36 protein-coding genes are annotated in these 25,819 nt (G+C 64.4%); all 36 read right to left on the reverse strand.

What is annotated here, in order from left to right; all coding sequences use genetic code 11:
• Positions 1-496: 496 nt before the first annotated feature.
• Entirely contained in the window at positions 497-838 is a 342-nt protein-coding gene (locus ACIBCT_RS35455; protein WP_399196266.1) for a hypothetical protein, read from the reverse strand.
• Positions 838-993 (reverse strand): hypothetical protein, encoded by a 156-nt coding sequence (locus ACIBCT_RS35460; protein ID WP_399196268.1) that lies wholly within the window; start codon positions 991-993, stop codon positions 838-840. Before ACIBCT_RS35460 ends, ACIBCT_RS35455 begins: the two co-directional genes overlap by 1 nt.
• A 9-nt stretch (positions 994-1,002) precedes the next feature.
• Positions 1,003-1,497, reverse strand: a complete 495-nt coding sequence (locus ACIBCT_RS35465) for a hypothetical protein (RefSeq protein WP_399196270.1) — start codon at positions 1,495-1,497, stop codon at positions 1,003-1,005.
• 20 nt (positions 1,498-1,517) lie between these two features.
• Positions 1,518-2,336 (reverse strand): peptidoglycan-binding protein, encoded by an 819-nt coding sequence (locus tag ACIBCT_RS35470; RefSeq protein ID WP_399196272.1) that lies wholly within the window; start codon positions 2,334-2,336, stop codon positions 1,518-1,520.
• Positions 2,333-2,458 (reverse strand): hypothetical protein, encoded by a 126-nt coding sequence (locus ACIBCT_RS35475; protein WP_399196274.1) that lies wholly within the window; start codon positions 2,456-2,458, stop codon positions 2,333-2,335. The genes ACIBCT_RS35470 and ACIBCT_RS35475 overlap by 4 nt, the downstream gene beginning before the upstream one ends.
• A 264-nt stretch (positions 2,459-2,722) precedes the next feature.
• Positions 2,723-3,232, reverse strand: a complete 510-nt coding sequence (locus tag ACIBCT_RS35480) for a hypothetical protein (protein ID WP_399196276.1) — start codon at positions 3,230-3,232, stop codon at positions 2,723-2,725.
• Positions 3,233-3,467: 235 nt separating this feature from the next.
• Positions 3,468-3,788: a hypothetical protein gene (locus ACIBCT_RS35485; RefSeq protein ID WP_399196278.1), complete on the reverse strand. Its 321-nt coding sequence runs from the start codon at positions 3,786-3,788 to the stop codon at positions 3,468-3,470.
• 57 nt (positions 3,789-3,845) lie between these two features.
• The gene (locus tag ACIBCT_RS35490) at positions 3,846-4,148 is read right to left on the reverse strand and encodes a stage V sporulation protein S (protein WP_399196280.1); all 303 of its coding nucleotides are present in this window, start codon (positions 4,146-4,148) and stop codon (positions 3,846-3,848) included.
• 146 nt (positions 4,149-4,294) lie between these two features.
• Positions 4,295-4,846, reverse strand: coding sequence for a hypothetical protein (locus ACIBCT_RS35495; RefSeq protein ID WP_399196282.1), 552 nt, complete (start codon positions 4,844-4,846; stop codon positions 4,295-4,297).
• Entirely contained in the window at positions 4,843-5,448 is a 606-nt protein-coding gene (locus ACIBCT_RS35500; RefSeq protein ID WP_399196284.1) for a hypothetical protein, read from the reverse strand. Before ACIBCT_RS35500 ends, ACIBCT_RS35495 begins: the two co-directional genes overlap by 4 nt.
• A complete protein-coding gene (locus tag ACIBCT_RS35505; protein WP_399196286.1) occupies positions 5,445-5,762 on the reverse strand; it encodes a hypothetical protein in 318 nt (105 codons plus the stop codon). Before ACIBCT_RS35505 ends, ACIBCT_RS35500 begins: the two co-directional genes overlap by 4 nt.
• Entirely contained in the window at positions 5,759-6,439 is a 681-nt protein-coding gene (locus ACIBCT_RS35510) for a 3'-5' exoribonuclease domain-containing protein (protein ID WP_399196288.1), read from the reverse strand. Before ACIBCT_RS35510 ends, ACIBCT_RS35505 begins: the two co-directional genes overlap by 4 nt.
• Positions 6,436-6,717 carry a hypothetical protein gene (locus ACIBCT_RS35515; RefSeq protein ID WP_399196290.1) on the reverse strand — a complete coding sequence of 94 codons (282 nt, stop codon included), beginning with the start codon at positions 6,715-6,717 and terminating at the stop codon, positions 6,436-6,438. The genes ACIBCT_RS35510 and ACIBCT_RS35515 overlap by 4 nt, the downstream gene beginning before the upstream one ends.
• A gap of 85 nt (positions 6,718-6,802) precedes the next feature.
• A complete protein-coding gene (locus ACIBCT_RS35520; RefSeq protein WP_399196292.1) occupies positions 6,803-7,138 on the reverse strand; it encodes a hypothetical protein in 336 nt (111 codons plus the stop codon).
• Between the two features lie 14 nt (positions 7,139-7,152).
• Positions 7,153-7,839, reverse strand: coding sequence for an FAD-dependent thymidylate synthase (gene thyX / locus ACIBCT_RS35525; protein ID WP_399196294.1), 687 nt, complete (start codon positions 7,837-7,839; stop codon positions 7,153-7,155).
• 12 nt (positions 7,840-7,851) lie between these two features.
• Positions 7,852-8,199, reverse strand: a complete 348-nt coding sequence (locus ACIBCT_RS35530) for a hypothetical protein (protein ID WP_399196296.1) — start codon at positions 8,197-8,199, stop codon at positions 7,852-7,854.
• Positions 8,126-9,352 (reverse strand): hypothetical protein, encoded by a 1,227-nt coding sequence (locus ACIBCT_RS35535; protein WP_399196298.1) that lies wholly within the window; start codon positions 9,350-9,352, stop codon positions 8,126-8,128. The genes ACIBCT_RS35530 and ACIBCT_RS35535 overlap by 74 nt, the downstream gene beginning before the upstream one ends.
• Positions 9,271-9,660, reverse strand: a complete 390-nt coding sequence (locus tag ACIBCT_RS35540) for a WhiB family transcriptional regulator (RefSeq protein ID WP_399196301.1) — start codon at positions 9,658-9,660, stop codon at positions 9,271-9,273. The genes ACIBCT_RS35535 and ACIBCT_RS35540 overlap by 82 nt, the downstream gene beginning before the upstream one ends.
• Complete coding sequence (locus ACIBCT_RS35545) at positions 9,660-9,962, reverse strand: hypothetical protein (protein WP_399196303.1); 303 nt, start codon at positions 9,960-9,962, stop codon at positions 9,660-9,662. The genes ACIBCT_RS35540 and ACIBCT_RS35545 overlap by 1 nt, the downstream gene beginning before the upstream one ends.
• 345 nt (positions 9,963-10,307) lie before the next feature.
• Positions 10,308-10,583, reverse strand: a complete 276-nt coding sequence (locus ACIBCT_RS35550) for a hypothetical protein (RefSeq protein ID WP_399196305.1) — start codon at positions 10,581-10,583, stop codon at positions 10,308-10,310.
• 120 nt (positions 10,584-10,703) lie between these two features.
• Positions 10,704-11,120, reverse strand: coding sequence for a hypothetical protein (locus tag ACIBCT_RS35555; protein WP_399196307.1), 417 nt, complete (start codon positions 11,118-11,120; stop codon positions 10,704-10,706).
• A gap of 94 nt (positions 11,121-11,214) precedes the next feature.
• Complete coding sequence (locus tag ACIBCT_RS35560) at positions 11,215-12,288, reverse strand: hypothetical protein (protein WP_399196308.1); 1,074 nt, start codon at positions 12,286-12,288, stop codon at positions 11,215-11,217.
• A gap of 133 nt (positions 12,289-12,421) precedes the next feature.
• Positions 12,422-14,548 carry a hypothetical protein gene (locus tag ACIBCT_RS35565; protein ID WP_399196310.1) on the reverse strand — a complete coding sequence of 709 codons (2,127 nt, stop codon included), beginning with the start codon at positions 14,546-14,548 and terminating at the stop codon, positions 12,422-12,424.
• 464 nt (positions 14,549-15,012) lie between these two features.
• Positions 15,013-15,405 (reverse strand): hypothetical protein, encoded by a 393-nt coding sequence (locus ACIBCT_RS35570; protein ID WP_399196312.1) that lies wholly within the window; start codon positions 15,403-15,405, stop codon positions 15,013-15,015.
• Positions 15,405-17,363, reverse strand: a complete 1,959-nt coding sequence (locus ACIBCT_RS35575; protein ID WP_399196314.1) for a DNA polymerase — start codon at positions 17,361-17,363, stop codon at positions 15,405-15,407. The genes ACIBCT_RS35570 and ACIBCT_RS35575 overlap by 1 nt, the downstream gene beginning before the upstream one ends.
• Before the next feature lie 105 nt (positions 17,364-17,468).
• Positions 17,469-18,263: a hypothetical protein gene (locus tag ACIBCT_RS35580; RefSeq protein WP_399196316.1), complete on the reverse strand. Its 795-nt coding sequence runs from the start codon at positions 18,261-18,263 to the stop codon at positions 17,469-17,471.
• A 20-nt stretch (positions 18,264-18,283) separates the two neighbouring features.
• Positions 18,284-18,517 carry a hypothetical protein gene (locus ACIBCT_RS35585; protein WP_399196318.1) on the reverse strand — a complete coding sequence of 78 codons (234 nt, stop codon included), beginning with the start codon at positions 18,515-18,517 and terminating at the stop codon, positions 18,284-18,286.
• A complete protein-coding gene (locus ACIBCT_RS35590; protein WP_399196320.1) occupies positions 18,517-18,948 on the reverse strand; it encodes a hypothetical protein in 432 nt (143 codons plus the stop codon). Before ACIBCT_RS35590 ends, ACIBCT_RS35585 begins: the two co-directional genes overlap by 1 nt.
• Before the next feature lie 4 nt (positions 18,949-18,952).
• Positions 18,953-19,411 (reverse strand): hypothetical protein, encoded by a 459-nt coding sequence (locus tag ACIBCT_RS35595; RefSeq protein ID WP_399196322.1) that lies wholly within the window; start codon positions 19,409-19,411, stop codon positions 18,953-18,955.
• 118 nt (positions 19,412-19,529) lie between these two features.
• The gene (locus ACIBCT_RS35600; protein WP_399196324.1) at positions 19,530-21,170 is read right to left on the reverse strand and encodes a DEAD/DEAH box helicase; all 1,641 of its coding nucleotides are present in this window, start codon (positions 21,168-21,170) and stop codon (positions 19,530-19,532) included.
• 6 nt (positions 21,171-21,176) lie between these two features.
• Positions 21,177-22,127, reverse strand: coding sequence for a toprim domain-containing protein (locus ACIBCT_RS35605; protein ID WP_399196326.1), 951 nt, complete (start codon positions 22,125-22,127; stop codon positions 21,177-21,179).
• Between the two features lie 46 nt (positions 22,128-22,173).
• On the reverse strand, positions 22,174-23,430 hold the full coding sequence (locus tag ACIBCT_RS35610; RefSeq protein WP_399196328.1) for a DnaB-like helicase C-terminal domain-containing protein: 1,257 nt from the start codon (positions 23,428-23,430) through the stop codon (positions 22,174-22,176).
• Positions 23,430-23,867 carry a hypothetical protein gene (locus tag ACIBCT_RS35615; protein WP_399196330.1) on the reverse strand — a complete coding sequence of 146 codons (438 nt, stop codon included), beginning with the start codon at positions 23,865-23,867 and terminating at the stop codon, positions 23,430-23,432. The genes ACIBCT_RS35610 and ACIBCT_RS35615 overlap by 1 nt, the downstream gene beginning before the upstream one ends.
• The gene (locus tag ACIBCT_RS35620; RefSeq protein WP_399196332.1) at positions 23,854-24,096 is read right to left on the reverse strand and encodes a hypothetical protein; all 243 of its coding nucleotides are present in this window, start codon (positions 24,094-24,096) and stop codon (positions 23,854-23,856) included. Before ACIBCT_RS35620 ends, ACIBCT_RS35615 begins: the two co-directional genes overlap by 14 nt.
• Positions 24,089-24,709 carry an ATP-binding protein gene (locus ACIBCT_RS35625; RefSeq protein WP_399196334.1) on the reverse strand — a complete coding sequence of 207 codons (621 nt, stop codon included), beginning with the start codon at positions 24,707-24,709 and terminating at the stop codon, positions 24,089-24,091. The genes ACIBCT_RS35620 and ACIBCT_RS35625 overlap by 8 nt, the downstream gene beginning before the upstream one ends.
• Complete coding sequence (locus ACIBCT_RS35630) at positions 24,696-25,703, reverse strand: hypothetical protein (RefSeq protein ID WP_399196336.1); 1,008 nt, start codon at positions 25,701-25,703, stop codon at positions 24,696-24,698. The genes ACIBCT_RS35625 and ACIBCT_RS35630 overlap by 14 nt, the downstream gene beginning before the upstream one ends.
• Positions 25,704-25,819: the final 116 nt, after the last annotated feature.

Below are 25,819 nucleotides of genomic sequence, written 5' to 3' on the forward strand. Positions count from 1 at the left end.
AGCCGTACAGGGTGTTGAGGACGTGCGTCCTTACCTCGGGCCGGATTCTGTCGCCCTGGAAAAGGTTTGGATCGAGGTCGTTGCGTGGCGTCGAGAAGTAGCCGGATTCCCCTTGGGTGATTTCGATTCCGGCTGCTTGACGAAGGAACTTGTTCTGGATGGCCACATACCCAGATTACCTTTTTGGCCTTTTAGCTCGTTAGCGCAGAAAGCGCCGGGCGACCGGCGCTTTCTGCTTAGAGGTCTCGTTCCTCTACATGTCGCAGGATGACGGCTCCTTCGTTGGCCATCATCTTGATTCGGTATCGCATCTCTGGCCAGTCTCTATGTTCCGCGAATCCGTAGGCGAGGACGATACGAATACCGCGTCCGTGGATCCCGCGCAGATTTTCCGGACCACTGACGTAGACAGCGCGCACGGCCGGGTGCTGGAGGTCACGGATCACGAAGTCAGCTATGCGCCGCTCTCGCGCGAAAACCAAGTAGGTCGGGTTGTTCATCGGCCCGGCATCCCGATGTCGTTCATGATCTGCTGGGTGAGTGCCTGGTCCTGGGATGCTCGGGCGGCGGCCATCATGCCGTGGTGCACCTGGGCGGCCGTCTTCTGCGCCTGGATGTCCTCGCGGGTGACTGCGCAGGCCCCTGAGATCTCATCCTGCGTCGGCTGCCGTACGACCTTGATCTTGTCGGCCAGCATGGAAGGGTCGTCGGTGGTGAGGATCATGCCATGTGGGGTCATCAGAGTGACGAAGCCCCACACGACCTGAAGCTCTTCCGGCGCGGCGGCCGACTGAGCGGAGGGCGGCAGGTGCAGGGAGGCGGCTCCGGAGCCGTTCATCAGGCAGGGCTCCCCACGGTGGTGTTCTGGCCGTGGGCCGCCTTGAGGTCGTCCAGCTCCCGGTAGGCGTTGTCGCGGGCCGCCTGCGCGTACAGCAGGTCGTAGGTCAGATTGTCAACAATGCGCTCGTGCTTTGATCTCCGGATGAACCACATGTCGTTCTCCTATTCGGTGTAGTCGTATGCGCCCTTGGCTGCGGTCTTGCGCTGTTCCACGATCTGGTGGTACGGGCAGAAATTGCACAGGAAGGTGTTGGGCCGGTTCCTGTGATTGAGCCCGGCTTCCTTGCGCTCGGCCTTGGTGTCGGGCAGGAGACGCTTGCGGTCGCTCATGTAGTCACCGCAGTTATGCGTACGGTTGTGCTGCTTCCAGCACTTGGCCGCGTCGAGCTGGAAAGTGTTCTTCGAGTCGTAGAAGTGATTGCCGAGACCCTCGGCGGACCGTGCATTGATCTGCTCGATGATCTGGCGGCGGATGTTGTTGTCGCGCCAGTGCTCCTCCTTGATGTCCCGGACCAGAAGGCCGCCAGCGTGCTCGGCGCCGGACGGGAAACGGTGGCGGGAGACCAGGACATCAAGGAGGTGGTCGCCTTCAACGGGGCCTTCATAATCCGGCAGCTCTTCCATGGAGCCGCAGGTGCCGCAAAGCAGGAGTCGCATAGTGGTTCGGGTGTTCCTTCTCAGGTGATGGGGGAGGTCCAGAAAAGAGGCCAGGTAACGGCGCCGACGAGGCCGTCTGCCTTGATGTTCTTCTCGTCTTGGAAGTCCATGACGATGGCCTTGGTCTTCGGCCCGAAAACGCCGTCCACGGCGATATTCCAGCCGCGTTCCTTGAGGCGGGCCTGGAAGAGCTTGATGCTCTTCTTGTCCACGGGTGTGGTGCCGGAGTGGGAGCCGGGCGTGGTGATGCTGATGCCGAAGTAATGGCCAGCGGGGAGCGGGAACCTCGGGGCGGTCTTGACGCTCGGCCGGTCGGCCTTTGCGGGCTCCGGCTCGATCTGGCCGGGCTCTGCATAGGTCGGGTAGCCGAAGCCGACGATGTTGCGGTAGGAGCGGTACATCTTCCGGAAGCCGTTTTGGACGTTGCCCTCGTAGGTGACGAGCAGGCCGTCAGCGGTCTTTCCGGCCACGACGCCGATGTGGTCGATGGCGCTGATGCCCTTGCTCGCGCCCCAGTCGAAAAAGGCGAAAGATCCGATGGTGGCGTGGGTGCCGAAACGACCCTTCCTGGCGAACCACTGGGCGTGGTAGGGCGTGTAGGCGAAGCAGCCGGTCTGCCTGAGAGCTTCCTCTGCGCCGTCTGCGCCGTTCTTTCGCTTGCCCGCTTCGTGCGCAATCCAGGCGAGGCTCATATCGCACCAGGCGGCGCCGTCGAATGCGGAATCGTTGACGCGGTCGCCGTACCACTTGCCGTAGGGGGTGGTGCCGTTCTTGTCCTCGTAGGTGCCGATCTGCTCCTTGGCCACGGCCAGGAATTCACGGGAACTGATGCCGATCAATGCCGGTACTCCTCAACGAATTCGGGCAGCTCCAGCTCGTCCACGACGTGGGTGGCGGGGTCGCGGTCGTGCCCGGTGAGGCCGTTGCCGTGGCGCGGGCGGGCGGGGACGGGCTCAGGCATAGATGCTCCTAACGCATGCCGGTGTGAAAGACGGTTAGCGGACGCCAGAGGTGCGCCGGGAGACGCGGAATTCGATGGCAGTGGGGGCGGAAACGGCGCCGTCACGGTTCGGCGTGGAGTCGTATTCCGCGCCCTCACGGACGCCCTTAGCGAGACTGGCGTTCATGGATCGCGGCTGCGGATAACTCACGTCCGACCCCTTCCATTGCTGACGATGAAACGTACAAGCAATAGATTATGGGGACGGATCAGACTTTTTATAATTCAGGTTCGCCACGACGGCATGAAGGCACGCAGGCGATCAGCCGTGTATTGGCTCGGGGCGAACTTGTCTTCCTTCTTGCGCAACTCCAGCGGGCCGACGACCTCGGTCTTGCCGTTGTTCACGAGGTACTCATCCGGATTTCCCTGCGGAGCCCATTTCTTGCCCTGCGCCTGATGCTCCAGCGATGTCGCCATGTTGAAATCACGAGGCCAGTCGTAGTCGCCCGGATCGATCCGGATCCCCGCATGCGGGCCGGTCGGCCCAGGCCGGGAGTTGATCTTCAGCTTGACGCGGTCCAGCAACCGGTCAGACCGGCGGCTGGGCACAGTACCCAGATAGCCGTCCGGGTACTGGGCTTCTGGCGTACGCGGGTCATCACCCGAGCGGCGCGCGTCCAGCACGTCACGCCAGCCGACGGGGAGCTGTCCCCCGCCGCCGGTCGTGAGTGCCTCGGACTGGCCCGCCCCTTGCGGGACGTACCAGCTATTGGAGTCGTACGGGCGAGCCATCAGACCCAGATCGACTTCTGATCGCCGCTCTGCGGCGGCTGCTCGGAAGCGCCGACGACACCGCCCAGGGCGCGGCCGACGCCGTTCTGTGTCGCGCCAGAGGCGAAGGACCCCACGCGGGAGGCGGCCCCATTGACAGCCGTGCGCGCGGCTGCGCCACCGGCAGCGCCAGCAGCCTCACCGGCCAGCATCGGCAGCGCTCGGGCGGCGATCGACGCGACGAGTGGCCACACCATTACATGCCCTGCCCGTACTGCCGACGCGCGTAGAAGTCGCGGTTGCCGATCGCACTGCGGACGAGCCGGGTGTTGCGCAGGTTCGCCTCAGCGGCCGGGTCGTTGCCGACGACCATCTGAGCGCGCGGGGCGTAGGAGGCGCCGTGGCGCTCGTGGGTCTGACGCCTAACGCCCTCGGTCAGCGCAGCCTCGATCATGCCGCCGACACCGCCGTGCCGCCTGACCTCCGTGGTGTACGGAGACGAGGCACCCGAGACGTTGTTCACCGTCGCCGCGCTCGTGCCCATAGTCGGGAACTTGGTCGTGGTCTTGTCACCCACGATTTCCTCCAAAGCGGTTATTTGAAGCCCGAGCAGCGGATCGCTTCCAGGCTACGATCAATCCACGAGAATCTTGTAAACCAGAGCGCTCACCTTGCCGTCAGCCATTTCCACGGTCGTGAAACCGATGCGCGCGGCAAGGGTGATGCCACGCGAGCCGACATACGACTGAGCGATGGCGATACCCTTCGAGGTCTGGTTCACCGCACCCGCGCCAATGGCTCGCAGAGAAACCTGCTTGCCGTCGTACACCGCGTGCGCGATGGCGCTGGCCAGCTTCGCTGCGTCACTGCTGGCAGACACGCGCAGAAGAACGCTGCGATCCTCGTTCTTCTCAACACCTGCATTCTCGGAAACCATGTTTTTCTCCTTTTCGGGTTTCCCAATCTGAGCCGTCCAATTCAGATTAGGGAAAAGGAGAGCAATGTTTGTAACGCGAAAAACCCCCGCCCGCATCAGCGGAACGGGGGCCTCTCGGCATTTAGCGCGGACCTCGCCGCTCTCTTCTATCGTGCCATACGCTCTGTGTGCCGTGTTACATCGCGTATGGCCTTGCGCTCATGCAGGCGGGTGTCGGTTCCGTGCGGCTCGGAAAGATACTGAGCCATTCGCGCGAGCGCGTAGGAATCGGCCGCGTTGTCGTCAGCGCACTCGACTCCCCACCTTTCCTTGACTCCGGCGATCATCTCCTCTTTGGAAGCATTGCCGTTCCCGGTGGCGAAGAGCTTGACCTTGCTCGGCGCGATGATCGTGGGATAGCAGACAGGCTCCGGAAGGTGCCAGCGCAGGACTCGCTTCACGGCATAGGCCAGCTCCCCCATCTCCTCCCGCCGATTCTTCGACCCGCGTGACCAGCCCTCCATTGCCACATGGACCGGATACTCCGGCAGCAACTCGATCTGCTTGCCCAGCCAGGACTCCACATCCATTAACCGGTCCACGCCCTTGCCGTACTTCACACTGGTGAACTTCACGACGCTGATGTCCGCGTAGGCGGGGTAGAGCCGGGTCAGGCCGAAGCCGCCGAAGGACTGGTCGATCCCGAGGTAGAGGGTCACCAGGTCTCCACCAGCGCAGCCAGCTCGCGCACCTTGAGCGGCATATCCGCCAGTGGCGTGCTGGACAGGTCGAACAGATGGTTCTCCGTTCCCGGCATGAAGTACTCGCTGGCGTGATCGTTCACAGGCCCCACGCCGTCCCGGTGGATGCGAACCACCTTGAACCGGCCGTCCACCACGGAGACCCGGTCACGCAGGGCACATGCCTCATGGAGGAAGCGCACGTCCGAGACGACCACGCGCCCATGTCCAGGGAGCTGGTCCAAGACGATGTTCACCCAGGCCCGTTCGCCAGCGACCTTCTTGACCGCTTCTCCGGTGTCCTGGAGCAGGCGGCGAATCTCGGGGTATTCGCGCTTGGCGTCATCCCAGCCGAGGTCGGCTACGAGATCCCCGAGACGACGGGCCGCCCAGTCGATCGGGTAACCCCGCGCCTCCTCATATCCAGGTGCGTCGATGATGGGGTTGATCTCCGTCAGCATGACCTTGAGTGCGTCAGCGAAGGCGAACCGCTTGTAGCCGTGCTCGCGGACCAGGAGGTCGGCCACGGTGTCCTTGCCCACGCCGCCGTATCCGCTCAGGCCGATAATCCGCAGGCTCACAGCGAGATCTCCGATTCGGGAACGTACTGGATTCCGTAGTAGCCGCTTCGCTTAACGCCTCGCCAAATCCCATAGACGTTGCCGAAAATGATGTTCCGGTGCTTGATGAGCCGGTCGAAGTCGGACCAGAACATCGGGTAGCGGAGGCCGTTCACGCCGCGCCAGTAGATCGTCATGGCCGACCGGCCACGCGTGTATCCGTCGTACTCAAGGGTTCCCTCGAACGGAGCGAGCGGACGGCGCTCCGCGACACCCCACGATGTGTCGTGGCGCATGTTGCCCTGCTCGTCGAAGGGAACGTTTTCCAGGATCACGCCGCCTCCAGCAGGTTCTTGGCACGATTCATGAGCCTGGCGGCATTGCCGTGCCAGCTCTGGTCACCGTTGGACCGCAGCCAGGTCCCGGAAGCCAGCTCTTCGAGCAGCTCGCGCAGCGGCCGGTTCTGCTCGGCCTCGTAGGCAGTGAGGAAGTCGCCGATGGTCTTGTTCCACCGGGCATCGTGAAGCGCGTGGTGGACGATGGCCGTCTGCGCGTCTTCTGCCTGCTGCGGGAGCGCCGGACGGCCGAGCCGCTTCCACTCCGTCATCAGGTCGTCTGTCTGCATGGGGATGCCAGAAGGCAGGTCCAGCATCCGGCCGAAAATCTGGGCCAGGCCGACGTGGTCATACGCGCTGTAGTAGGCCCACAGCTCCGGGTCCGGCGTCTCGGCCACGAAGGCGGAGATGGCCTTGCGCAGCTCGTTCCGGTACATGACCTTGGTCATGTCCGGGTGCTGGAAGTCCCAGCACTCCCAGCCGTCGGTCTCGGGCAAGCGCACCGGCAAGTGCGGAGCGACGTTCTCTCGCAGGAACGTGTGATCGACCAACGCGTGATACGGCAGCTCCGCGTTGATCGCGTACAGCTCGCGCCCGTCGTCGGCGACCATTCCGATGCTGATGAGGTCGATGGTCCGGCCGGAGTCGAAGAACTCCAGGTCGTAGTAGATCCTCATGCGCTCGCCTCCTGCTCGGCGTCCTTCGGAAGGATGAAGCGGTCGGTGACGTCCACCCAGCCGGAAAGGCCGTAGAAGATCGCGGTACACGCCGCGTACACCTTCGTTCGGGCCAGCTCGGCGTCCGACATGCAGTTGAGGCGCTGCTGGACGTGGGCCTTGGTCGTGTAGGGCCGGTCGCGGTTGCTGCCGACCAGGAGGTAGATGGTCGCGGGCAGCTTGTCGTCTACGATGCGCGGCGCCTGGTAGAAGGGCGGCATCGGGAGGAGCTGGGACATGTGATTTTCCTTGTGATCTTCGACTGGTGCGCCTGTGTGAAAGACAGGGCCGCGCACGCGCGGCGCATGCGCGGCCCTGGTCGCGCTACTCCACGACGGTGAGGTTCGACAGGACGGAGATGGTCACGGTGGCAGCCTGGTAGCGCCAGTTGTTGCCCTGCGAGCGGCGCTCCGGCTTGACGGTGACCTTGGTGACGGGCTTGCTGACGAGGTTGTCGCCATCCCAGGAGTAGCCCTGGCGCGTGACGATCTTGGTGACCTCGCCCTCCACCATGCGCAGGCCGTTGCCGTACTCGGACGGGTAGAGGACCTTGCTGCCGATGGTGATGTCCTTGCCACGCCAGTCCTTGAAGACGAGCTGAATCTCCACAGTGGGCTCAGGGGCGACCTTGTGCGTGGGGGCGTCGGTGTTGAAAAACATTGTCAGTTCTCCTTTTAGAGCATGTCCGCGAAAACGGACGGGCTGGTCTCGGACAGAGCGGTGAGCGCCATTTGCGCGAACTGCTGGATTTCGGCGTCGGCGGAGGGGTCGATACGGCGGGCGATGACCTCGCGCCAGGCCCGGAAATTGCCGGTGACGACCAGCTCGACGGGCGTCATGTTCGGCAGGACGCTGCGGGCGGCTTCGCGCGCCTGCTTGCGCGGCAGCCCTTTCTTGGTCAGGTCGAAGACCAGGGAGTCATACCAGCCCTTCATCTCCTGGTAGCGGGTGAGGAGGGCGCTGGTCAGCTCCAGGTCTTCCTGGATGGCGGGCGGGATGACGGGGACGTTCTCGGGCGAGCAGTAGCGCTGGCTGATCACGGAGAAGCTCAGGTGGCGGTGGCGGGTCAGCTCAGCCAGCAGCGAGCGGGAGACGCCTTCCACGTACAGTGAGGCGGAGGAGTGCTCCAGGACCGACAGGTGGCCCTGGGAGATGATGTGGGCGATGTAGTCGGCGTTCTTCTGGGTGGCCGGGTTCTTCTTCTCCCAGCTCTGGTAACAGAGCCTTCCTGCGTACTCGATCAGCGCTTCGGTGTCCTTGGGGTAGCCGCCCTCAGGAACAGAACTGATCCAGCCGTATCCGAGCTTGTCGTCCACGACCTCGCCTTCGAGGCGAGTGATGGCAATCAGTGTGACTTCCAATTTGTGCTCCAGTTAGTTGTTCCAGCGGTGATTTCTGGCCTCGCGATCTGCTCGGCCGGTTCTTCGGGTGAGTTCGCGGGAAACGAGGAAACAGTCCCGTTCCAGGGAGTCATGAATCGTCTCTGTGAGCTTGCGGACGGCGTAGGCGGCTGTTGCGGAATTGCGGGCCTCTACGACGTCGGGGTCTTCATCGGCTTTGGCCTTTGCAGCGGAGACCGATTTCTCGGCTTTGCCGTTGATGAGAACCCGAGCCCGGCGCACGTCCAGCTCTGCCTCTGCGTCCTTCTCATCGATCGCCGCCAATGCCAGTTGGCTCCCGGCGTAGGCGACCCATGCGTTGAGGAGGCTGAACAGCTCCATCAGCGCGCCGTCCGACAGCTCCGTCAGGTCCTTCGGCAGTCGCGGCCGGGACTCGTCGGGCTGCTCGGGCAGCTCCAGTCCGGCTCTTGCCAGCGCGAGCCGTGCCTGCCGGTTGGCCTGGCTGGTCTGCTCCGGCGGGTTCTGTGTTCGGCTGATCCGGCGCAACGTCGCTCCAACAGCGGGAGAAGTAGGGGCAGTCGGTGCAGGTCTTGGAATCGCGGGCGAACTCACGCGCCGGAATCATGCCGGTGTGAAAGACGGCTTCCTTGATCGAGGTGGCCTTCTCAAGCAGCGGCTCGACGACGGCCATGTCCAGCGAGATCGCGAATTCCTTGACGGCCTGGTTGCTCTTGTACTCATACAAAAAGGTCCCGCGCCGGACCCCCAGGCCCATGAGGCGCATCGTGATGTAGAGGTAGATCTGGAGCTGGCGGACGTGCGACGGCAGCGGCTCCTGAAGGTCGGCCCACAGGCCGTCCAGGTCGTAGAGCTTCTTCCCAGCCTCATCGCTGGCGAAATACCACTCCTTGAGCACCTCGGGCGCGTCCATGCGAAGCGTTCCCATGCCGATGGTCTTGATCTCGATCAGCCGGGCCTTCTCCAGAAGCATGCCGTCGGAGTGGCCCTCGATCAGGAATTCCTTCTCGGCCCGGATCGGCACCTCGGCATACGTCACCGCGAAGGACCAGCAGCGCGGACACTGCTTGGGGTCAAGACGCAGGTCGGTGACATGGCCACAGTGCAGGCACTTCCACTGGCCATACAGGTCGCCGCTCAGCCTCAGCCAATTCTGCCATTTGTCATGCAGAGCGTGGCCGGTGGCGAAAATGCTCTCCATCTGGAAGTTGAAATCTGGCCGGGCAGGCATCTTGCCAGCGCGGGCATCCACGATCCGGTAGTACGTGGAGCGGGCGCACCAATCATCCTTGGCCATCTCGGAGGGGTGGATGACGTCGGCACGCCGGTCGGTCGGCTTGAGCAGCTCGGCCGCGACGTTCTCTGAGATGTCTCCCAGGACGTCCCAGTGCGTTCCCTTGCGCCTGCTGATCTCGGCGAGAGTGCCGCTCAGCTTTATGGCTGGTCGTCTTCCTCGTCCGCTGCCGCTGCCAGAATTTCCTCTTCCGGTGCGTCCGGTTCTGTTGGCGGGTGCCATTCCCATTCCACCTCCTTCAGGGGGATCCCGTCGGCCTTGGCCTCTTGCCGCAATTTGTGCCGGTCGTGAGGAAGCATTCCGCCCCACACGCCCGCGCTTTCGTTATTGACACAAGCAAATCGAAGGCAGTAATCCCGGACCGGGCAAGGGCCTTCGTAGATGTCACTGCCGTTGCAGACCCCCAAAACCTCGTCGTACTGCGAGGTGTCGAACCAGGGATCTTCCTTCTCGCTCGGCCGAGCGTGCCGCACGCATCGCGCACCGCGTCCGGCCCAGTCGATCGATGGGATTCGGAGCCGCAGAACCACTACTCACCGACCAGCTCGTGCAAGTCCTCGTCGGCGATGACGTCCCACTTTCGGCCGCACATCTCGATTTGGAACATCATGGTCCGGCCGTCCAGGAGAGCGATCTTCTCCGCTTCCCTCAGCTCCTTGTCGGTGAGCCGATAGGAGGCGGCGGAGGTGGTCTTGCACTCGATGGAGAAACGCGCGGAGCGCACGTCGTTCTTTCGCACCCAGCCGTTTCCAGAACCCGAGTTTTGCGTGCCGCCCCATTTCTTGGCCGTGCTCTTCTCCTGGGACTGAGACGCCTTGTGGATTTCGCTCATGCCGCGCTCCAGAGCGCCGGGAGTTCAGCGGGACGTGCGAATCCCCAGATTTTCTGGTTCCCGGACTCCGACAGCACCGTCATGCCGATGCTCTCGGGGTCCTGGCAGCCGGTGGCCTGCCGCTGGTGTGCGTCGAAGGTGCTGACGCTGGAGAAGGTCAGGTGACAGCCAGCACAGTGAGCGCGGGAAGTCCCGCTCCACTTCGCAGGACAGCCTCCACAGGTGAGCATCAGAACATCACCAGCACGAGGACGAGCAGGACGATGGCGAGCAGAGCGATGGTGCCGCCGACAGCAGCCAGGAAGAAGCGGTTCTCCTTGTCCACCTGGTCTTGACGGTGGGCGCTCATCGAGCCACCTCCGGGTGGGGGTGGCCGTAGTCACATGACACCGATCCCTCGCGGTAGCCGGTGTAGGTGATGCAGGTGACGTACCAGCCGTCCGACAGTTGGACCTGGTGCTCGCCCCAGTTCTGTGTGCCAGCCGCGTCGGTGGTGGTGCTCATCCAGCTCGTGTGGACGCGCGTCTGATTCGGCTCCGTGGTGGCAGCCTGGGGGGTCGCGCACGAGGCGAGGCCCAGGAGGGCGCCAGTGGCGGCGGCGATCAGCAGTCCGGTCTTCACGTCCGGTCCCTCCAAAAGCACATGTAGTAGAAGGCCAGAAGGAAGACGAGGAAAGCGCTGAAGCGCAGCAAGGAGGCCAGCTCAGGATCCATCACTTGCCCGCTTTCACGGTCGGGGCCGTCACGGCTGCCAGTCCAACGATGAGAGCGCGCTCCACGAGGGGTCCTCCATGATCTGGTTGAGTAGTTCGATCGCCTGGCGGCGGAAGTCTTCGGTCTTGTTCGGCTCGCCGGACGGCCACTGAAGGACTTTGAGGTAGTCCCGCATCGCGCGGGCGTTGTGCTTCCAGGCGATGTCCCGGCGAATCGCGGCTAGGAGTTGGTCGGCCTGTTCCTGGGTTCGGCAGACGGCGGCGAGGTAGCAACCGGAGCAGCCCGCTAGGTTGACCACGCCGTACAGGCCCAGCGCGGAGCGGAGCAGGAGACGGGTGTTGCCTCGGTAGAAGCCGTCTTCGACACGGAGGAGCACGTCATGTCCGAGGACGCGGATGAACTCCTCCAGGCCCCCGAATTCGTCGGCCCACTCCAGCTCGCTCACTGAACGCTTTTCCAGAGGATCCACAGGCCGAGCAGGAAGGAGATGAAGTAGAAAACGCCTACGACCGCGAAGAAGCCGACGGTGATATCCCAGATCATGCTGATTCCAGCTCTCTCATGCGCTCGGAGTCGGGCTTGGCCGCCTCGATGAGGATTTTTGCCCGCAGTTCTTCCTGGAGATCGACCTCTTCGCGGATGCTGGCAAGAAGCTCGTCTTTGCCCTTCCACTTTCGATCGCCGTAGGTGTAGATGGCCCCGCCGCGCCGGATGACGTCGTACAGGACGGCGTACACTAGGAATTCCTTGGCGAGGTCGTAGTCCCCGACGGAGAAACCCAGAACAGGGGCGTCACCGAAGTAGAAGTCCACGCTCGCGATCCTCTGCGGGGGCGCGGATTTGTTCTTCACGGTCTTCAGTTTGATGACCTGGCCGACGCGTACCTTGCCCTTTCCAGGGCGGGCCTCGTCGATGAACTCGTCTCGCGTGATCTCGACCCGGCACCAAAAACTGTAGTTCTTGGCCTTGCCTCCGGGACTCGTTTTCGGCGTGCCTCGGGGGCTGTACTGGCCGATCGCATCACGCCACTGGTTGATGAAGAAGCAGGTGATGGCGCGGTCGTTTCCGTCCATGCTGCGGATCATCGCTTCGCCGACTTTCCGGAAGAACTTCCCGGTCAGTCTCGCGCCGACCGCCATGACTGCCTCCGCCATGTCCTTTTCGGCTTCCTCAGAAGCGACCAGGGCAGGGTAGGAGTCCAGGACGATGCAGTCCACGGTGCGCGATGCGGCGAATTCCAGAATGGTCTGGTAGGCGAATTCCATAGCCTGCGTGGGGATTACAATGACACGGTCATTGTCCACGCCCAGCTCTTCAGCGCGTTCCTTGTTGTAGTGCTCGGCGGCGATCCAGAGCGTAGTAAACGCGGGATCGAGAGCCTGGTTGGCAGCGATCGTCTTGAGGACAATCGTCGTCTTACCGTGGCTTTCCTGTCCGATGATCTCGGTCCACTTGTTGACGGGCCAGCCGCCGCCGAGCGCTACGTCCAGGGCGAGGGACCCGCTCGTGATGTACGAGCCCGCAGCAATGTTGGAAGCCAGGGTGATGGAATTCTCCCCATGCGCCTTCCGAACCTTTGCGATCAGAGCGAGCGCATCACTATCGAGTCCCAATTTACTTCCCCTCAGGAGGTGTACGTATCTACGCTATGAGGTCGAAGTGGGGCATCTCCACTAACCTAGTAACTGGTTAAATGGGAAAATCCCCGCACGGCGAGCACGGGGATTCTCAGGGAAATGGCTGTGATTACCTCACATCGCACCCGTCGGCAGTGCAGGCGAACTCCTGGCTTCCGGTGGTGCCGTCCTCGTTCTCGTAGAAGATCAGGTCGGCCCAGCGGACATCCGGCATGGCCGCGACGGCGGCTTCGTACTCCTCCTTGGTGATCTCCTGGTAGGGGGCCTGCGCGTAGGTGTGATCGCTGAAGGGGAGGAAGGCGACGCCGGACAGGTCGGCGCGGTGCGTCCAGACCCATTCGCGGACCGTGTCCCACTCGTAGGTGAAGGAAATCAGGGAGCGCAGGTGGTCCAGGATGAGCGTGCCGCTCGTGGGGTCGTAGTCTTTGAGCAGGTCCGGATTCTCGCCGACCATCTGCATGATCGTGACCTTGTCCTCCACGGACAGCGCACTCGCGATGAGCCGCAGCGCGAGGTCTTCGGGGAAGGGGCCGGGGTCGGTGATGGTCGCGCCGCGCACGCTGACGGTGATGGACGGCTTGTGCTCGCACCAGTGCTTCTGGAACGCCAGCCACAGCTCCAGGTGCTCGATGGCGGTCATCTTGTCGCGCGTCAGCGCACCGGCCGGGGCCTTCATGGGGAAGGTGAAGACCCAGTTGCTCGGCTGCATGACGTCGCGCTCGTGCGGAATTCCGGCGTCGATCATCATGGCGGCCAGCGGGTCCCTCTCATCAGCGCGGACGGTCCGCAGGTAGTACTCCGCGTGGTAGCCGTGGATGCCTGCCGAGACGCCTGCGGCGGAGGAGGCGGTGCCGGAGGGCTTGACGCAGGTGGCGGCGGCGGAGGCGGGGATGCCGATGCTCTCAGCCAGATTGAGGTTGACCCAGCGGACCTCCTCGCGCAGGTCCTCCAGCTCGTCCCAGGCCCAGGGGTCTCCCTGACCGGCGGCTACCAAGTTCGCGGAGTTGACGATGCCGGTCTGGGAGACGCCCAGCAGCCTCTCTTCTTCCGCGTTCAGGATCCACTCGCGCCGGACGAAGTGGAAGTCCGTCAAGGTGGCCTGCCAGGTGCCGAGAATCGCCGCGAGTCGGGCCTTGCGCAGCAGGTCGTTATGGGTGTCGGTGGCCTGGACGACGATCTCAGACAGATTGCACAGGCCGTAGGGGCGCATGACGATCTCGCTACAGGGGTTGACCCCGTACTCGATGTCAGCGCTCCGGCGGCCCCAGCGCGAGGCGGTCCGGCGCAGGGCATCACGGTTGATCAGGCCACGCTCACCGCTGCCGCTGGCGACGAGGTTGTCCCACTCGGCGTCGAACTGCGGGCGGGTGATGGTGTCATCGATGACCGCGCTGTTGTTGGCCAGGGCGCGATGGGGAGAGGCCACCCACCACTCCCCCGATTTCGCGGTGGCCATCTCGGAATCGTCCAGGTCCGACAGCGAGATCATCGCCGACCGGCGCACGCCGCCCACGACGACGACGGACGCCACCTTGCAGGCCAGATCGTGGACTTCGAGGCTCGTGAGTCGGCGGCCTCGCGCGGTGTGGAGCAAGTTGGCCGTGTAGGAGAAGAGCTGGCGCAGCGGCTCGGGGCCAGAGGCGCGGCCACCGAACGTCTTCAGTCGGGAACCGGCCGGGCGAATGAGCGACAGGTCACAATGGGGCACCTCACCCCTGGTCCAGACGGCCTGCAAGAAAGTGCGGAAAGCGATGGCCCAGCCTTCCTTGCTGTCGTCCACGATGATGGTGGTTCCAGGCGAGATGTTGAAATTCTTCGCGACGGGCGGGAGCTTGCTCACATACCGGTTCTCCACCGAAAATCCCACGCCGGTACCGCACATGAGGATGTAGAGGATCTCGCTGAAAGACTCCATGTCCGCGATCGGCAGGTACGCGCAGTTGTACGCCGCCAGGTTCTCACGCTTCAGCGCCGGACCGGCCGTCATAAGGGCACGCATGCTCGGGAGGACTTCCATCTCCCGAATTGCCTCGCGAACCTCGTGGTAGTCGTCGCTCGGGACCACGTAACCGAACTTCTCCATCAGGTGCGTGGACATGAAGGTCATGTAGCGGTCCACGGTTTCCGCCCACGTCTCGCGACGGCCTTCCTCTTCCAGCCACCTCGCGTAGCGGGAAAGGACGATGTAGTTGCGGAATGGATCCTTCAGGGAGCCATCGGCGTTAAGAATGGTCACAGAAAGCGGCTTTCTCTACGAAATTGCGGGGGGTTAGCGAACCGAGCCGTCGTCGCCAATGTGGGCGAAGACATTTCCGAAGCTGAAGTTGTTCGCGGTGGACACCTGCCGGGCGGACTCAACAGGCACGCTCGGATCCGTGGGGACGTGCATCCCGGAGGTGGAGTGCTCCACGGGGTAGCCGCAGGCGGTGCAGCGGGGCCGCATGGTCGGCTGACCGGGCACTGGCAGGAGGGTGTCCTTGTAGCAGGCCGGGCACATGGTGTCTGTGACCTGGGCCGATTTCGCCTGGTGGGGCTTGTACTCCGTCGGCTGCTCAGGCTGCTGCGGGACCTGGGGAGCCGGGGCGGGCTGCGGTCGCTGCGGGATGCCCTGCTGCCACCACGCCTGACCTGCGGCCGGGGCAGTCTGAGGAGCTGGGGCCTGCGGCGTAGCTTGCGCGAGGCGGCGCTTCCAGAAGTCGCTCACTGCTTCTCCCGGACCATGGAGCGCAGGCCGGAAGCCTCGTCAGCCATCAGGTTGCCCAGGATCGCCGAGGAGCACAGGGCGATGATCTGCGAGTACGAGTGCTTGAGTGCTTCGAGCTGGTCAGGCCCCAGCATCGCCAGGTCCTCTTCGTTCAGGACCCTCCCCAGGACGAGGTCTGCGCAGATGTCTGCCATGAGTTCGATGCGCGGCGCGTACTGCTCGACGGCGTCCGCGCGAGCGTGGGAGTGGGCGTGCTCCATCTCGGCGGTGTCTGCGCTGGGCGGCGTCAGGCCCAGCTTCGTCATGCCTGCCACGGCCTCGTCGCACGGGAGCAGGTCAAACGCGAGACGGGTGCCGTACATGGGCTTGGCGTTGACGTAGTGAGTCATTATTCTTTAGCCTCCGACCAGCGGTCTACGATTTTGATGTCTGATTGCAAGGGGACGGATAGGAGAGACTGAATCCCGGCGCCGAGCATTCCTTCGCGGATTGCTTCGACAGCTTTTTCGACCAAATGGTCTGGAACTAGTGTGACCAATTCATCGTGAACAGTGAGAATCAGCTTCGCTTCTTCGGGGAGTTCGGCGTGCGTTCGCACCATCGCGATTTTGATGATGTCTGCCGCTGATCCCTGGATGTGGCTGTTGATGATCTGCCGCTCTGCCTTGAGCCGAATCCACTTGGCGGGCGAGAGCAGGTCAGGAACCCGCCGAATTCGGCCGGTGAGGGTGCGGATGTGGCACGGTCGGCGTGAGCGCGCCACTTCGAGAAGCTTGGCCTTGTAGGCGTAGATCTCCGGGAATCCCTGCTTGTGCAGGGCGATGATTCCCTCTGCCTCGCGGAGCGGGATTTTCGCCACTTCGGCAAGGAGGTGTTCGCCCCCGCCATATCCGATCAGGAAGTTAATTCGCTTCCCATAATCGGTGCGCTGAGTGCCGGTCACCTGGTCGTGAGGGAGCTTGAGGATCCCGGCGGCGGTGATGGTGTGCGGGTCAATGCCTGCCTGGAAACCCTCGAAGAGAGCGCCGGGTCCGGCGAAATGCGCGAGGACGCGAAGCTCAATCTGGCTGTAGTCGGCGATGATGAGCTTGTATCCGGGAGGCGCGATGAACAGGCCCCGGATCCTCTTGCCCAGGTCGGTGTTCGGGCGGGGGATGTTCTGAAGGTTGGGCTCGGAGGAGCTGAATCTTCCGGTGACCGTGCCGTACTGCTTGAAGTTGGTGTGGATCCGGCCGGAGTGGATCTGGCAGGGCCGGTCCTTGGCCGTCGGGTCTCCCAGGTAGCCGTAGACGTAGGTGGACAGCAGCTTGTTGGTCTCTTTGTAGGTCAGCAGCGCGTCCACGACCGGGTTTCCCGCGTGCTTGGCCAGCTCGTCGGCGTCGGTGGTGTAGTCGAGCTGGGTGATGCGCTCTCCGGCCTGCTTCTTCTTCTTGCCGCCGCTGGTGAGCTTGTGCGGCTTGATGCCCTGGCCGCCCCGATTCTGCGGGTAGTAGAGCACCTCGGCGACCTGGCGCGCGGCGTTGAGGTTGAACGCCTTCCCGGCCGCGCGGTAGACGTCGGCCTCCTGCTGCTCGACCAGCGTTTCCAGGTGCTCGCGCAGATCGTGGAGCGCGGGAACGTCGAGCGGTGCGCCTTCCTGCCCCATGGCCAGCAGCACTTCCAGGACGTCCATCTCCAGGTGGAAGACCGGGAAGAGACGCTGCTCTGCCATCTGGGCCAGATTGCGGTTGCGCAGCCAGCGTGTGAAGCGGGTGTCGAGCAGGTTGTATCGGGCGACCTTGTCAAAAGCCGTGCTAGCGATGTGCTTGCCGGTGTGGCCCTGGTCGTAGTCGGAGCCGAATTCCTCGCGCACGCGGGGCTTCAGGCCGTTCAGGCGGTTCTCGTCGAGCAGCCAGCTCGATACCAGCGTGCAGTGAAAGGGCGGCTTCGGCAGTTCACCGCCACGGTGCTTGGCGATGCTGATGGCATCGAAGCTGAGGTTCTGGGCGATCTTCTCGCGGTCGCTCTCGAAGAGGTCGAAGGTCTCCTCGAAGACGATCGACGGCCGGAGCTGGGCGGGCGGCTCGTCCCAGACGGGGACACGGAAGTAGCGCACCTTGCCGTTTTTGTCGGCCCTAGGTTCCTTGGTCTCCCCGATGATCCTGCTGCCGATCGGGTGACGCATGGGGATGACGGCGTCCACGCCGGGCGCGGAAAAGGCGATCCAGGCGACGTCGTTGCGGACGGGCGTGGTCGCGTAGGGGCCGATGGTCTCGATGTCCCACGAGAAGTGGTCGTGCCGGGAGATCTCTTTGATGACGTGCCGCAGGTGCTCGACGTCGTAGACGATGTTGCTGGCGAGGCGCATGAGGGGCTCCGAGGGTGGAACGGCCCCCACGACCGTGCTGCCCGGCTGGGGGGTTACCGGGCAGCGGGGAAAGTCGTGGGGGCCGGGTTGAGCAGGAGGGGCTGACTAAGCGGCAAGCCCGTCGGCCAGCTCCTCCAGGTCCTCTACGGGGTCGATCCGGACCTGCGTCTCGGCGGTGAAGAGGTTCGCCATCAGCGCGTCGCGCTCTTCGGCGGTGAGGGGCTCGATGTCCCACTCATCCAGGTCGCGATCCTTGACCGGGGTGATGAAGTAGTCGTACTTGGTCCGGCCGCCGGTCTGCTTCTCCAGCCGCTTGATCGACCAGTACAGGTCCGGCTTGCCGTCGGGGTCCCCGAAGCGGTCGATCGGGCTGCTCTTGTCGTTCTGCGCCCAGTCGTAGATCAGGTCGGAGAGCTGCACGCCAGCGCGGAGGACGACCACCTTGGGGTCGCCGTCGCTGAAATCGACGACATTGAAGAGAACGCGCAGCGCGGGCTTCTTCTGGTCCACCTCGCACAGCGGGCAGATGTTGACTTCCTTGCCCTTGGCGTCCTTCTCCGTGCCGTGGCAGGTGTAGGACTGGCGGCCCTCACCAGCAATCCAGTGCTCGCGGTAGACGGCGAAGGGATCGGACTGAAGGAAGGCGATGATCTGGGCTTTGGTGCTGACCTTCAGCGGGTCGCCGTAGCTCTTGCCGCCCTTCTTCTTCTCCGCGTTGTATCCGCCCCAGCCGCCCGTGGCGGAGGAGGTGCTGGTGTCGCGCTTGTTCTGGCTGGGGGTGCGGGCGGGGTGTCGGCGGGCGGAGGCGGTGCGCTCGGTGGCCTCGTCGTCGGTCTCCGGCTCGGGGGTGTACTGGCTGGCGGTGGGGGTCGCGCTGCGGCGCGAAATGGTGCGGGCCATGGTTGGGGGGTGTGCCTTTCTCAGACTTGCTGGTCGTGGACGTGGGACTTGTTGATCGCCAGATCACGGAGCCGGATGATGTCGTCGGCCAGGAGGCGGTTAACCGACTCCTTGGCGCGGTTCTCAAGGTCTTCGAGCGTTGTGCCGGGCTCGTCGGGGAAGTCGGAGTCGTTCAGCTTGACCTGGTAGCTGATCTCTTCCCACTCGAAATTGCCCAGGTTGACGCGCGTTCCTCGGCGTACGGAAACTTCCATCAGGCGGCCACTTTCTGAACCAGGGCGGCCTGTGCCGCGTCGAACAGGCTTTGCACGCGGCGGGTGAAGTGTGTGCGGCTGATCTGGGCGTTGTAGCGCTCCAGAACGCCCTCTTCGCGGGCGATTCTCCGCATTCCGAGCATCATGTCTTCGCTGTAGTAGTAGCGAATGCCGTGCTTGGAGCCGGTGGCCGTCGTGGCGACGTTGGAGTGGAACGGGCTCGCGGGGAGGGTTCCGTTGGTGCGCCAGAGGCGGATCACGCTGGGCTTGCGGTTGAGGAACTCGGCCAACGACGCGATTTCCCAGAAGCGGACTTCCCTGGTCGCGCCGCGTACGGTGACTTCCTTGGTGATGAAGGGAAGTTCGTTGAGGCGGGCGCGGTCTTCGTCGGCCGGGAGGGCTGACCAGAGGGGACGGCCGGGATGCTCCATATGATCAGAACCTCTTGATCGTGTACGTGGTGCTGGAGGTGAAGAGCGCCCGCAGCTCGTCGCGGGTGATCACGCCTTCCTGCTGCAAGGCGAAGAGGGCGTCTTGGTCGATCTCCTCGTACGTCACTTTGCGGACGACGCGGTCCAAGACGCCCTTCTCCGTAGCCAGGTCGTAGACGGCTTCCTCATCCAGCGTGATGGTCTCGCTGCGCTGGCGGATGAAGCCGCTGACCTGCTTTCCCCCGATTTCAAGGGGCTCGGGGAAGCGGACCCGGCGGTGGCCCTTGGCGTCCGCCGTACCGGCCCGAGAGGCGTACGCGTCCATCAGGTCGCGCAGCGACTTTGAGCGATCCCCGAGCCGCTTGACGTCCTCATCGAGGGCGAACTTCTGCCGGGCCGCCGTCGTGACCTCTTCCAGGCTCGGCAGCGATGCTGAGCTGGTCGGGGTGCGGCGGATGGGCACGGGGTCGTCCTCGCTGGGGCTCGTCGGTAGAAACTAATCTAAATGTACCCCGATATTGAACCCGATACTGACGGTCCCCCAGTAACGATCCGGGCATCCGGAATAGTAAGTGTCAAGATCATCCAGACGCACCCAGCGCGGCCCGCTCAGCGTGCCAGGTCAGCGACTCCACACGGGCCTCCACGTTGCCCCACTCGTCCGCCCCGACGCCGTCCACGATGGCCGTGGCCACCTGGTTCTTGATCTTCAGGCGGTCGTACTGCCGGACCTCAATCGTCTGCTGTACCGGCACATCCACAATGGTCACAGCCTTGTGCTTGCTGCTGGCGCGGCGGATCCGGCCGTTGATCTGGACCCGCTGGCCAGCACTCAAGGGCGGGTCGTAGTTGATCAGGTGTGAGCCTCCTGGCAGGTCCACCCCGTACGCTCCGGCGTGGCTCATCAACAGCACCCTGATGTCGGGATCGGCGTTGAACCCGTCGGCCGCAGCCGCCTTTGCCTGGTCCGTCATCTCCCCGTGGTAGCTGACAGTTCCGATACTGGATCCGAAACTCTCCCGAAAAATCGGCTCCATGCCCCGATAGCGGGAGACGATCACCACCTTGTGCGCCGGGTCGGCGGCCAGGATGTCGCGGACCTTGCTCACGACCAGGTCCAGCTTCGGCGAGCTGGTCAGGTTCGCCAGCGCGCCGGAGGCCACCAAGCGTGCGGCGTAGGCGGAGCCGGGCAGGTCTTTGGGTACCGTGCCACCGGCTGCGCGCCGGGCCTCGGCCTGCGTGTACTCCAGCGCGGAGGACACCACCAGTTGCGGGTGATTGAGGAGCATCTGCATCGCGCCGTAGACGGCCATCGCGCGGCCCGCTCCGGTGGACTCGTCGTAGCCGCCGTAGTAGGCGCCGATGTCGAACTCCCCCGCCACGCCGGTCTGCGCCAGCTCGGCCGCGAGGTCGCCTGCCACCTGCGCATACACCTTCTGAGCAGCGCGCGTCAGCTCCACCGGCCACGTCTCATACCGCGTCTTCGGCATATACGCGGCAACATCGGGATCTTCGATCCGCTTGCGGATCAGGACCGGCGCGAGGATCTTGTGCAGCGTCGGCAGGTTGCGGTATCGCTGCGGGCGGCCCCAGCGGTCGCGCACGATGTAGGCCACGTCGAAGTCCTCGAAATCACCGAGGACGTCGTCATTCACCCACTCCATGATCCCGAAGATGTTCTCCGGCCGGTGCTCCACGGGAGTCGCGGTGAGCGCCAGCCGGTAGGCGGCCATGACGGTCCGCAGCTTCTTGGCGCGCTTGGAGGTGCGGCTGGACAGGACCGTGGCCTCGTCGATGATCACCATGTCGGCCAGGTGCCGGAATTTGCGGATGTCGGCCGCGACCGTCTCATATCCGGCGATGACGTACTGGGGGCGACGCTCGATCACGTCGGCGAGCTGCTTCTTGCGCTGGGCCGGGGTTCCGCCGACGACCACGCACCAGGTGTCGGTGGGGATGCGGATCTCCCTCTTGCCGATCTTCTTCGTGGTGGTCTCCACGTCGGTGTGCTCGGCAATGGCGCGTGCCCACTGGAGCCGGAGCGAGGCCGGGCAGATGATCAGCACGACCGTGCCGTTGCCGTGCTCCAGGACCTTCTCCGCCATGGCCAGGCCCGTGATCGTCTTCCCCAGGCCGGTGTCATAGGCCAGCAGCAGACCGCCCAACTCCGCAAGACGCGGGACCTCACGGGCTTGGTAGGGAAACAGGGGGGTGAGCAGCATGGGGGGTTACCACCGCATCAGGGAGTAGGGCATGGCCATGGTGAGCTGGTCACTGATCTGCCATGAGGTGAGCAGGACGGTGTTGCCGTCGTCGTCCTTGTAGCCGCCCGGATCGCATCCGGCGGGCAAGCCCTGGTAGGTGACGACAGAGACGGCGACATAGCGTTTGTGCAGCTCACGGGCCACGTACTGGGCGGCTCGCCAGCCTGCGTCGTCGTTGTCCAGCCAGATGATCACGCGTCTGAAGGCGCTCAGCAGGGCGATCTGGGGGGCGCTGACCTTCGCGCCGAATGTGGAGACGGGGTGTTCCACGCCGTGTGTCGCCAGGACGCCGCAGTCCAGCGGGGATTCGATCAGGACGGCGGTGCCGGGGGCGGCGCGGGCCACGTGGTAGCCGAAGACGGTCTCGCTCTTCTTCACGCCGTAGGGGCGATTGCGTACGTAGCCCTGGGACTTGGTCTGCCAGCCCAGGAGCTTGCCGCGCTGATCACGGATGGGGGTGATCCACGCGGAGTGCTTGGCGTCCCACAAGATCCCGAATTTCTGGGCGGCGGCCAGGGACATGCCGCGCTTGGCCAGCTCCTCGGAGGGCGGATCGACGTACAGCGCGAGCGCCGCTTCGCTGACTTTGATGCGCTCGGGCTCGGGTTCGCGCTCTTCGTACATGCGGGCGACGGCGGCCACGGTGCCTTGGCTGCGGATCCACGCGACGGCCTGGCCGTGCTCGACACCGAGCATGTAGGCGGCCAGATCTGGGAAGCGGCCGGAGAAGCCGCAGGAGAAGCAGTTGAACTTCCCGCTGGAGGCGTTGACGGAGAAGGAAGGGTCGCGGTCTTCGTGGCCGAGGCGCTCGAAGTGCGCGGGGCAGCGGGCGGAGACTTCCCCCAGGGCCTCGCCCGTGACCTCGATCTTGAGGGCTTCCATGGCGGCGGCCACGTCTCCAGGGACGACGTCCACGAAGGCATCCCAGCCCTTCGCAATCTTGTGCCGGGGTGAAAGACGGTCAGTAGCCATGGTGGCCGCCCGTGTCGCCGTCGTCGTCGCCGAAGGGGTTGTGCTCCATCTCGAAGAACTTGCCTTGCACCCAATTGCGGTAGAACCAGAAGTCGAACGGGCTGCCGTTGCGGGCGGCCAACACCTTGATCATGGCGATGATCGGGTCCTCGGTGACCTGGACGCCGATGAGCACGTCCGCCCACTGCTGGAAGCCGGAGGAGTAGCCGAAGCTGGCGAGGCTGACGTCTTCCCCGTGCATCTTGGACTGGAGCATCTGCGTGGAGGCCAGGATGGGGATCTCCCGTCGCATCGCCCCGAATTTCAAGGCCGCGCAGATGTGACGCAGCGCCTTGTCGGAGCCGACGTCCTCGCCCTGGTCGTCCTGCATCATGTAGAGGCCGTCCACGACGACCATGTCCGGCTTGAGCATGTCGGCCATGGCCAGGATGCCACTCGGGCTCGTGGACGTGTCCGGGTCGGTGGCCAGCCAGAAGTTCGGGAAGAGTTCCATGCTCTTGACCGACTTCTCGACCTTGCGGAATTCCTTCAGTGCCAGCGAGCCGTCCCGCAGAGCGTTGTGAGCCACCATGGCCTGGATGGCGTCGAGCCGTTCTTCCTGCTCTTCCTGGCTCATCTCGAAGCCCACGAACAGGATCTTCTTCCCTGACATCCACGCAGCGATGGCCGAGAGAAGCAGGAAGGTGGACTTCCCGGACTTGGGACGACCTCCGAAGATGACGAGGTTCCCGCCGCGCCAGCCGCCGAGAGCTTCGTCCATCAGTGAGAAGCCCGTGGTGATGCCCTTCAACGCGCCGTCGTGGTCGCGAAGTTCCTGGTAGCGGGCGATGCGCTCTGCGCCGTTTGCGGTGACGTCTACGGCGAGCGTCGTGGGTACGTCGGCCAGTACGGTCGCCACCGTGGCGGACAGGCCCTTGAGTGCGTCCTGGGTGCGGCCCTGCTGGAGGAGCTGGGCGGCGCGCAGAACAGCGGCGTCCAAATGGAAGGCCGTGCGCCGGTCGCGGGCCTCGTCCAGGACGTAGCCGAGAGGCTCAAGCTCGCGGTCCAGGGCGTAGTTCGGGTACTCGGAGCTGAAGGCCCGCGCTGACGGCACGCTGCCGTACCGGCCGGAGTACTCCAGGATGAAATCCCAGGCCGCCAGCGCGTCGGGATCGGCGAACCAATCCCTTTTGACGCCTGCGTCCAGGACGGCCTTGATGCCGTCGGCCGAGACGGTGTGGCTGATGATCTGCCGGTAGATGTCCATCAGAATGCCCCGAGGTGCTGCTTGTTGTGGCTGGTGACGACGCGGGTCCGGCCGCCGTAGGTGAACTGCCGGGTGGAGTCGCCGTCGTAGACGGCCAGGACGTGCGGCATGTGCGCGAGCTGGCGGGCGAGCGCGTCAGGTGAGGGCGCGGCCCAGGCGGTGCGGGCTGGGTAGTTGTGCTCGTTCAGCAGCTCGCGGATCGACGCGGCGAACTCCTCGCCCCGGAAGGTGACGATCTCCACGTTGATGTCGGCGTTGAGGGTGAGCCGCCACAGAGCCGCCTCGGCCGTCGAGTCGAAGGCGCAGTCGGCGGCGGCCGGAGGCGCGCTCTTGCGGAAGAGGCGCTTGGGCGGGGCGGCCGGAGGCGTGGCGATCACGGTCTCGAAGACCACGAGAACGGTCGGCATCACCTCCGCCGACAGGTCACCGCCCTGCATCAGGCACCTCTTCGTACGAGATGGCTCCGACGGTGACGGTGATCGTGACCAGGTCACCGTCCTGGCTCCGCTTGACGTGGGCCTGCGCTGGGTGGAGCCGCGCGTCCATGGCCTTGTCGCGCAGATGGCTGGCCATGTTCGCGGCGATCATGTTGTGGTTGCTCTCGCTCAGCCAGACCGGAATTGTGGCTTCGGCGACGAAGAACCGGGCAGAGGGTGACTCAGACACGGCGCATGTCCAATCCGGCGAGGTGGACGATGGTGAACGCCTGGTGCGCGAAGCTGGACATGGACGGGTCGTACATCTCGTCCCACTTCTCAAGGCTCTCGTTGGTGCTGGCAGTGGTGGGCAGCCCGTCTTCGTACCGGCCGCGCATCAGGTCCGTGATCTCCGCGCCGACGTAACCGCTCGCGGTGCGGTACTCCTTGCCGACGTCATCGATGACCAGGTTGTGCACGGTGCGCAGGCGCGCTACGCGCCGGACGATCTTCGGGCCTGCGTTGCCTGCGACCACGGCACGCATGTCGGAGAGCATGCGGCTGGCCTTGACGTACATGATCGTGTTGTCGTGTGCCCAGTGGATCTCGGCCGCCGTCATGCAGGCGAGCGTGGTCTTGCCGGTGCCGTGGTCGCCGATGAGGAGCAGGCCCTTGCCGACGCGGCTGCGGTCGGTGGAGGTCCGGCCGTAGTGCTCGGGGAAGTCGGCCGCGAAGGCGGCGGCGGCGGCGATGGCCTTCTCGGCGCTGGGGTTGTAGATCTTCCAGTCGTCGAAGCCGCGTCCTCGGCATTCGTGGGGGATCTGGGCTGTCTCCCAGCGCCAGGAGTAGTCAATCGGCAGCATGGGTGGCCTGCCTCTCTGCCTGGATTTCGGCCCAGGTCTTGGGGGTGTCGTAGAGGGCGACGTCGTCTTGGCTCAGGCCCCAGCTCTCGGCGTAGCCGTCGGCGGCGGGGTTGTGGTGCTGGTCGGTGTGCTCGGCGGCCTGGAGGCGCTCGGCCAGCGCGGCGCGGCGGGCCAGGAAGCTCACCCAGGCGACGCGGCCCTGCCAGTGCAAGCTGGGGTCGCTGGCGTAGATGTCGATCATGGAGCGGATCTGGTCGGGCGTGACGCCTGCCTGCTTCCAGCCGTTCAGGCTCTTGGCCAGGGCCGGGAGGTTGGTGGTGCCGACCTTGGCGGCGAGGTCGTTGCTGGCGCGCATGCGGGTCTCGAAGTACTGGGCGAGGCCGAGGCCGGTGTCGGGGTTGGTGCTGCGGCCCTTGGCCGGTGCCGGATCCTGCTCGGGGAGGTCGAAGAGGCCCTGGCTTCGTGCCGGGTCGAAGTCGTCATCCTTCTGCCGGTGTGAAAGACGGTCCTTGGACCGGCTGCCCGCCGCCGCTCGCGCGGAGCGCGTGCGTGGGGTTGTAGTTCGCTTAGTACTTGGTACTACTCCGTAATTACTAAGATCCGGCTTTTCCGGATGCGGGAAACCCGGATCCGGATTTTCAGGATGCGGGGGCTGACCTGGGGAAACTTCGGGGAACTTCCCCTCGTTGTCACAGCGCATGAAGTACCGCTTGCGCACCAGGCCAGGGCGCTCAGGGTCGGGGACGTCCTCGATCCCCATGTACGCGGCGTCTACGAGGATCTTCAGCGCTGCGTAGATGGCGTCGCGCCCCTCGGTGAACTTCTTCATGAGGTCGCCGACGCGGACCACCCAGCCGTCAGGGCGGGTCACGAGGTAGACGAGGATGCCGTAGGAGCGGGCGGAGATCATGCCCGGCTCCAGGAGGTCGTTGGAGAGGACCGTGTATCCGCCACGACGGCGCGGGATACGGATTTCGGTGGAGACGTCGGCCACGTGTAGGGCTCCAGAATTTCGGCTTGAGTATCGGCCTTGGTATCTAAATCTTAGCTTGCATGAGGCCGATTTGTCCGGTAGTGTCCGGATCGTTGGAAGCGTTCCGAGGGAGATCA

Source organism: Streptosporangium sp. NPDC050855 (assembly GCF_044456585.1).
In the GTDB taxonomy this organism is placed as follows: Bacteria; Actinomycetota; Actinomycetes; order Streptosporangiales; family Streptosporangiaceae; genus Streptosporangium; species Streptosporangium longisporum.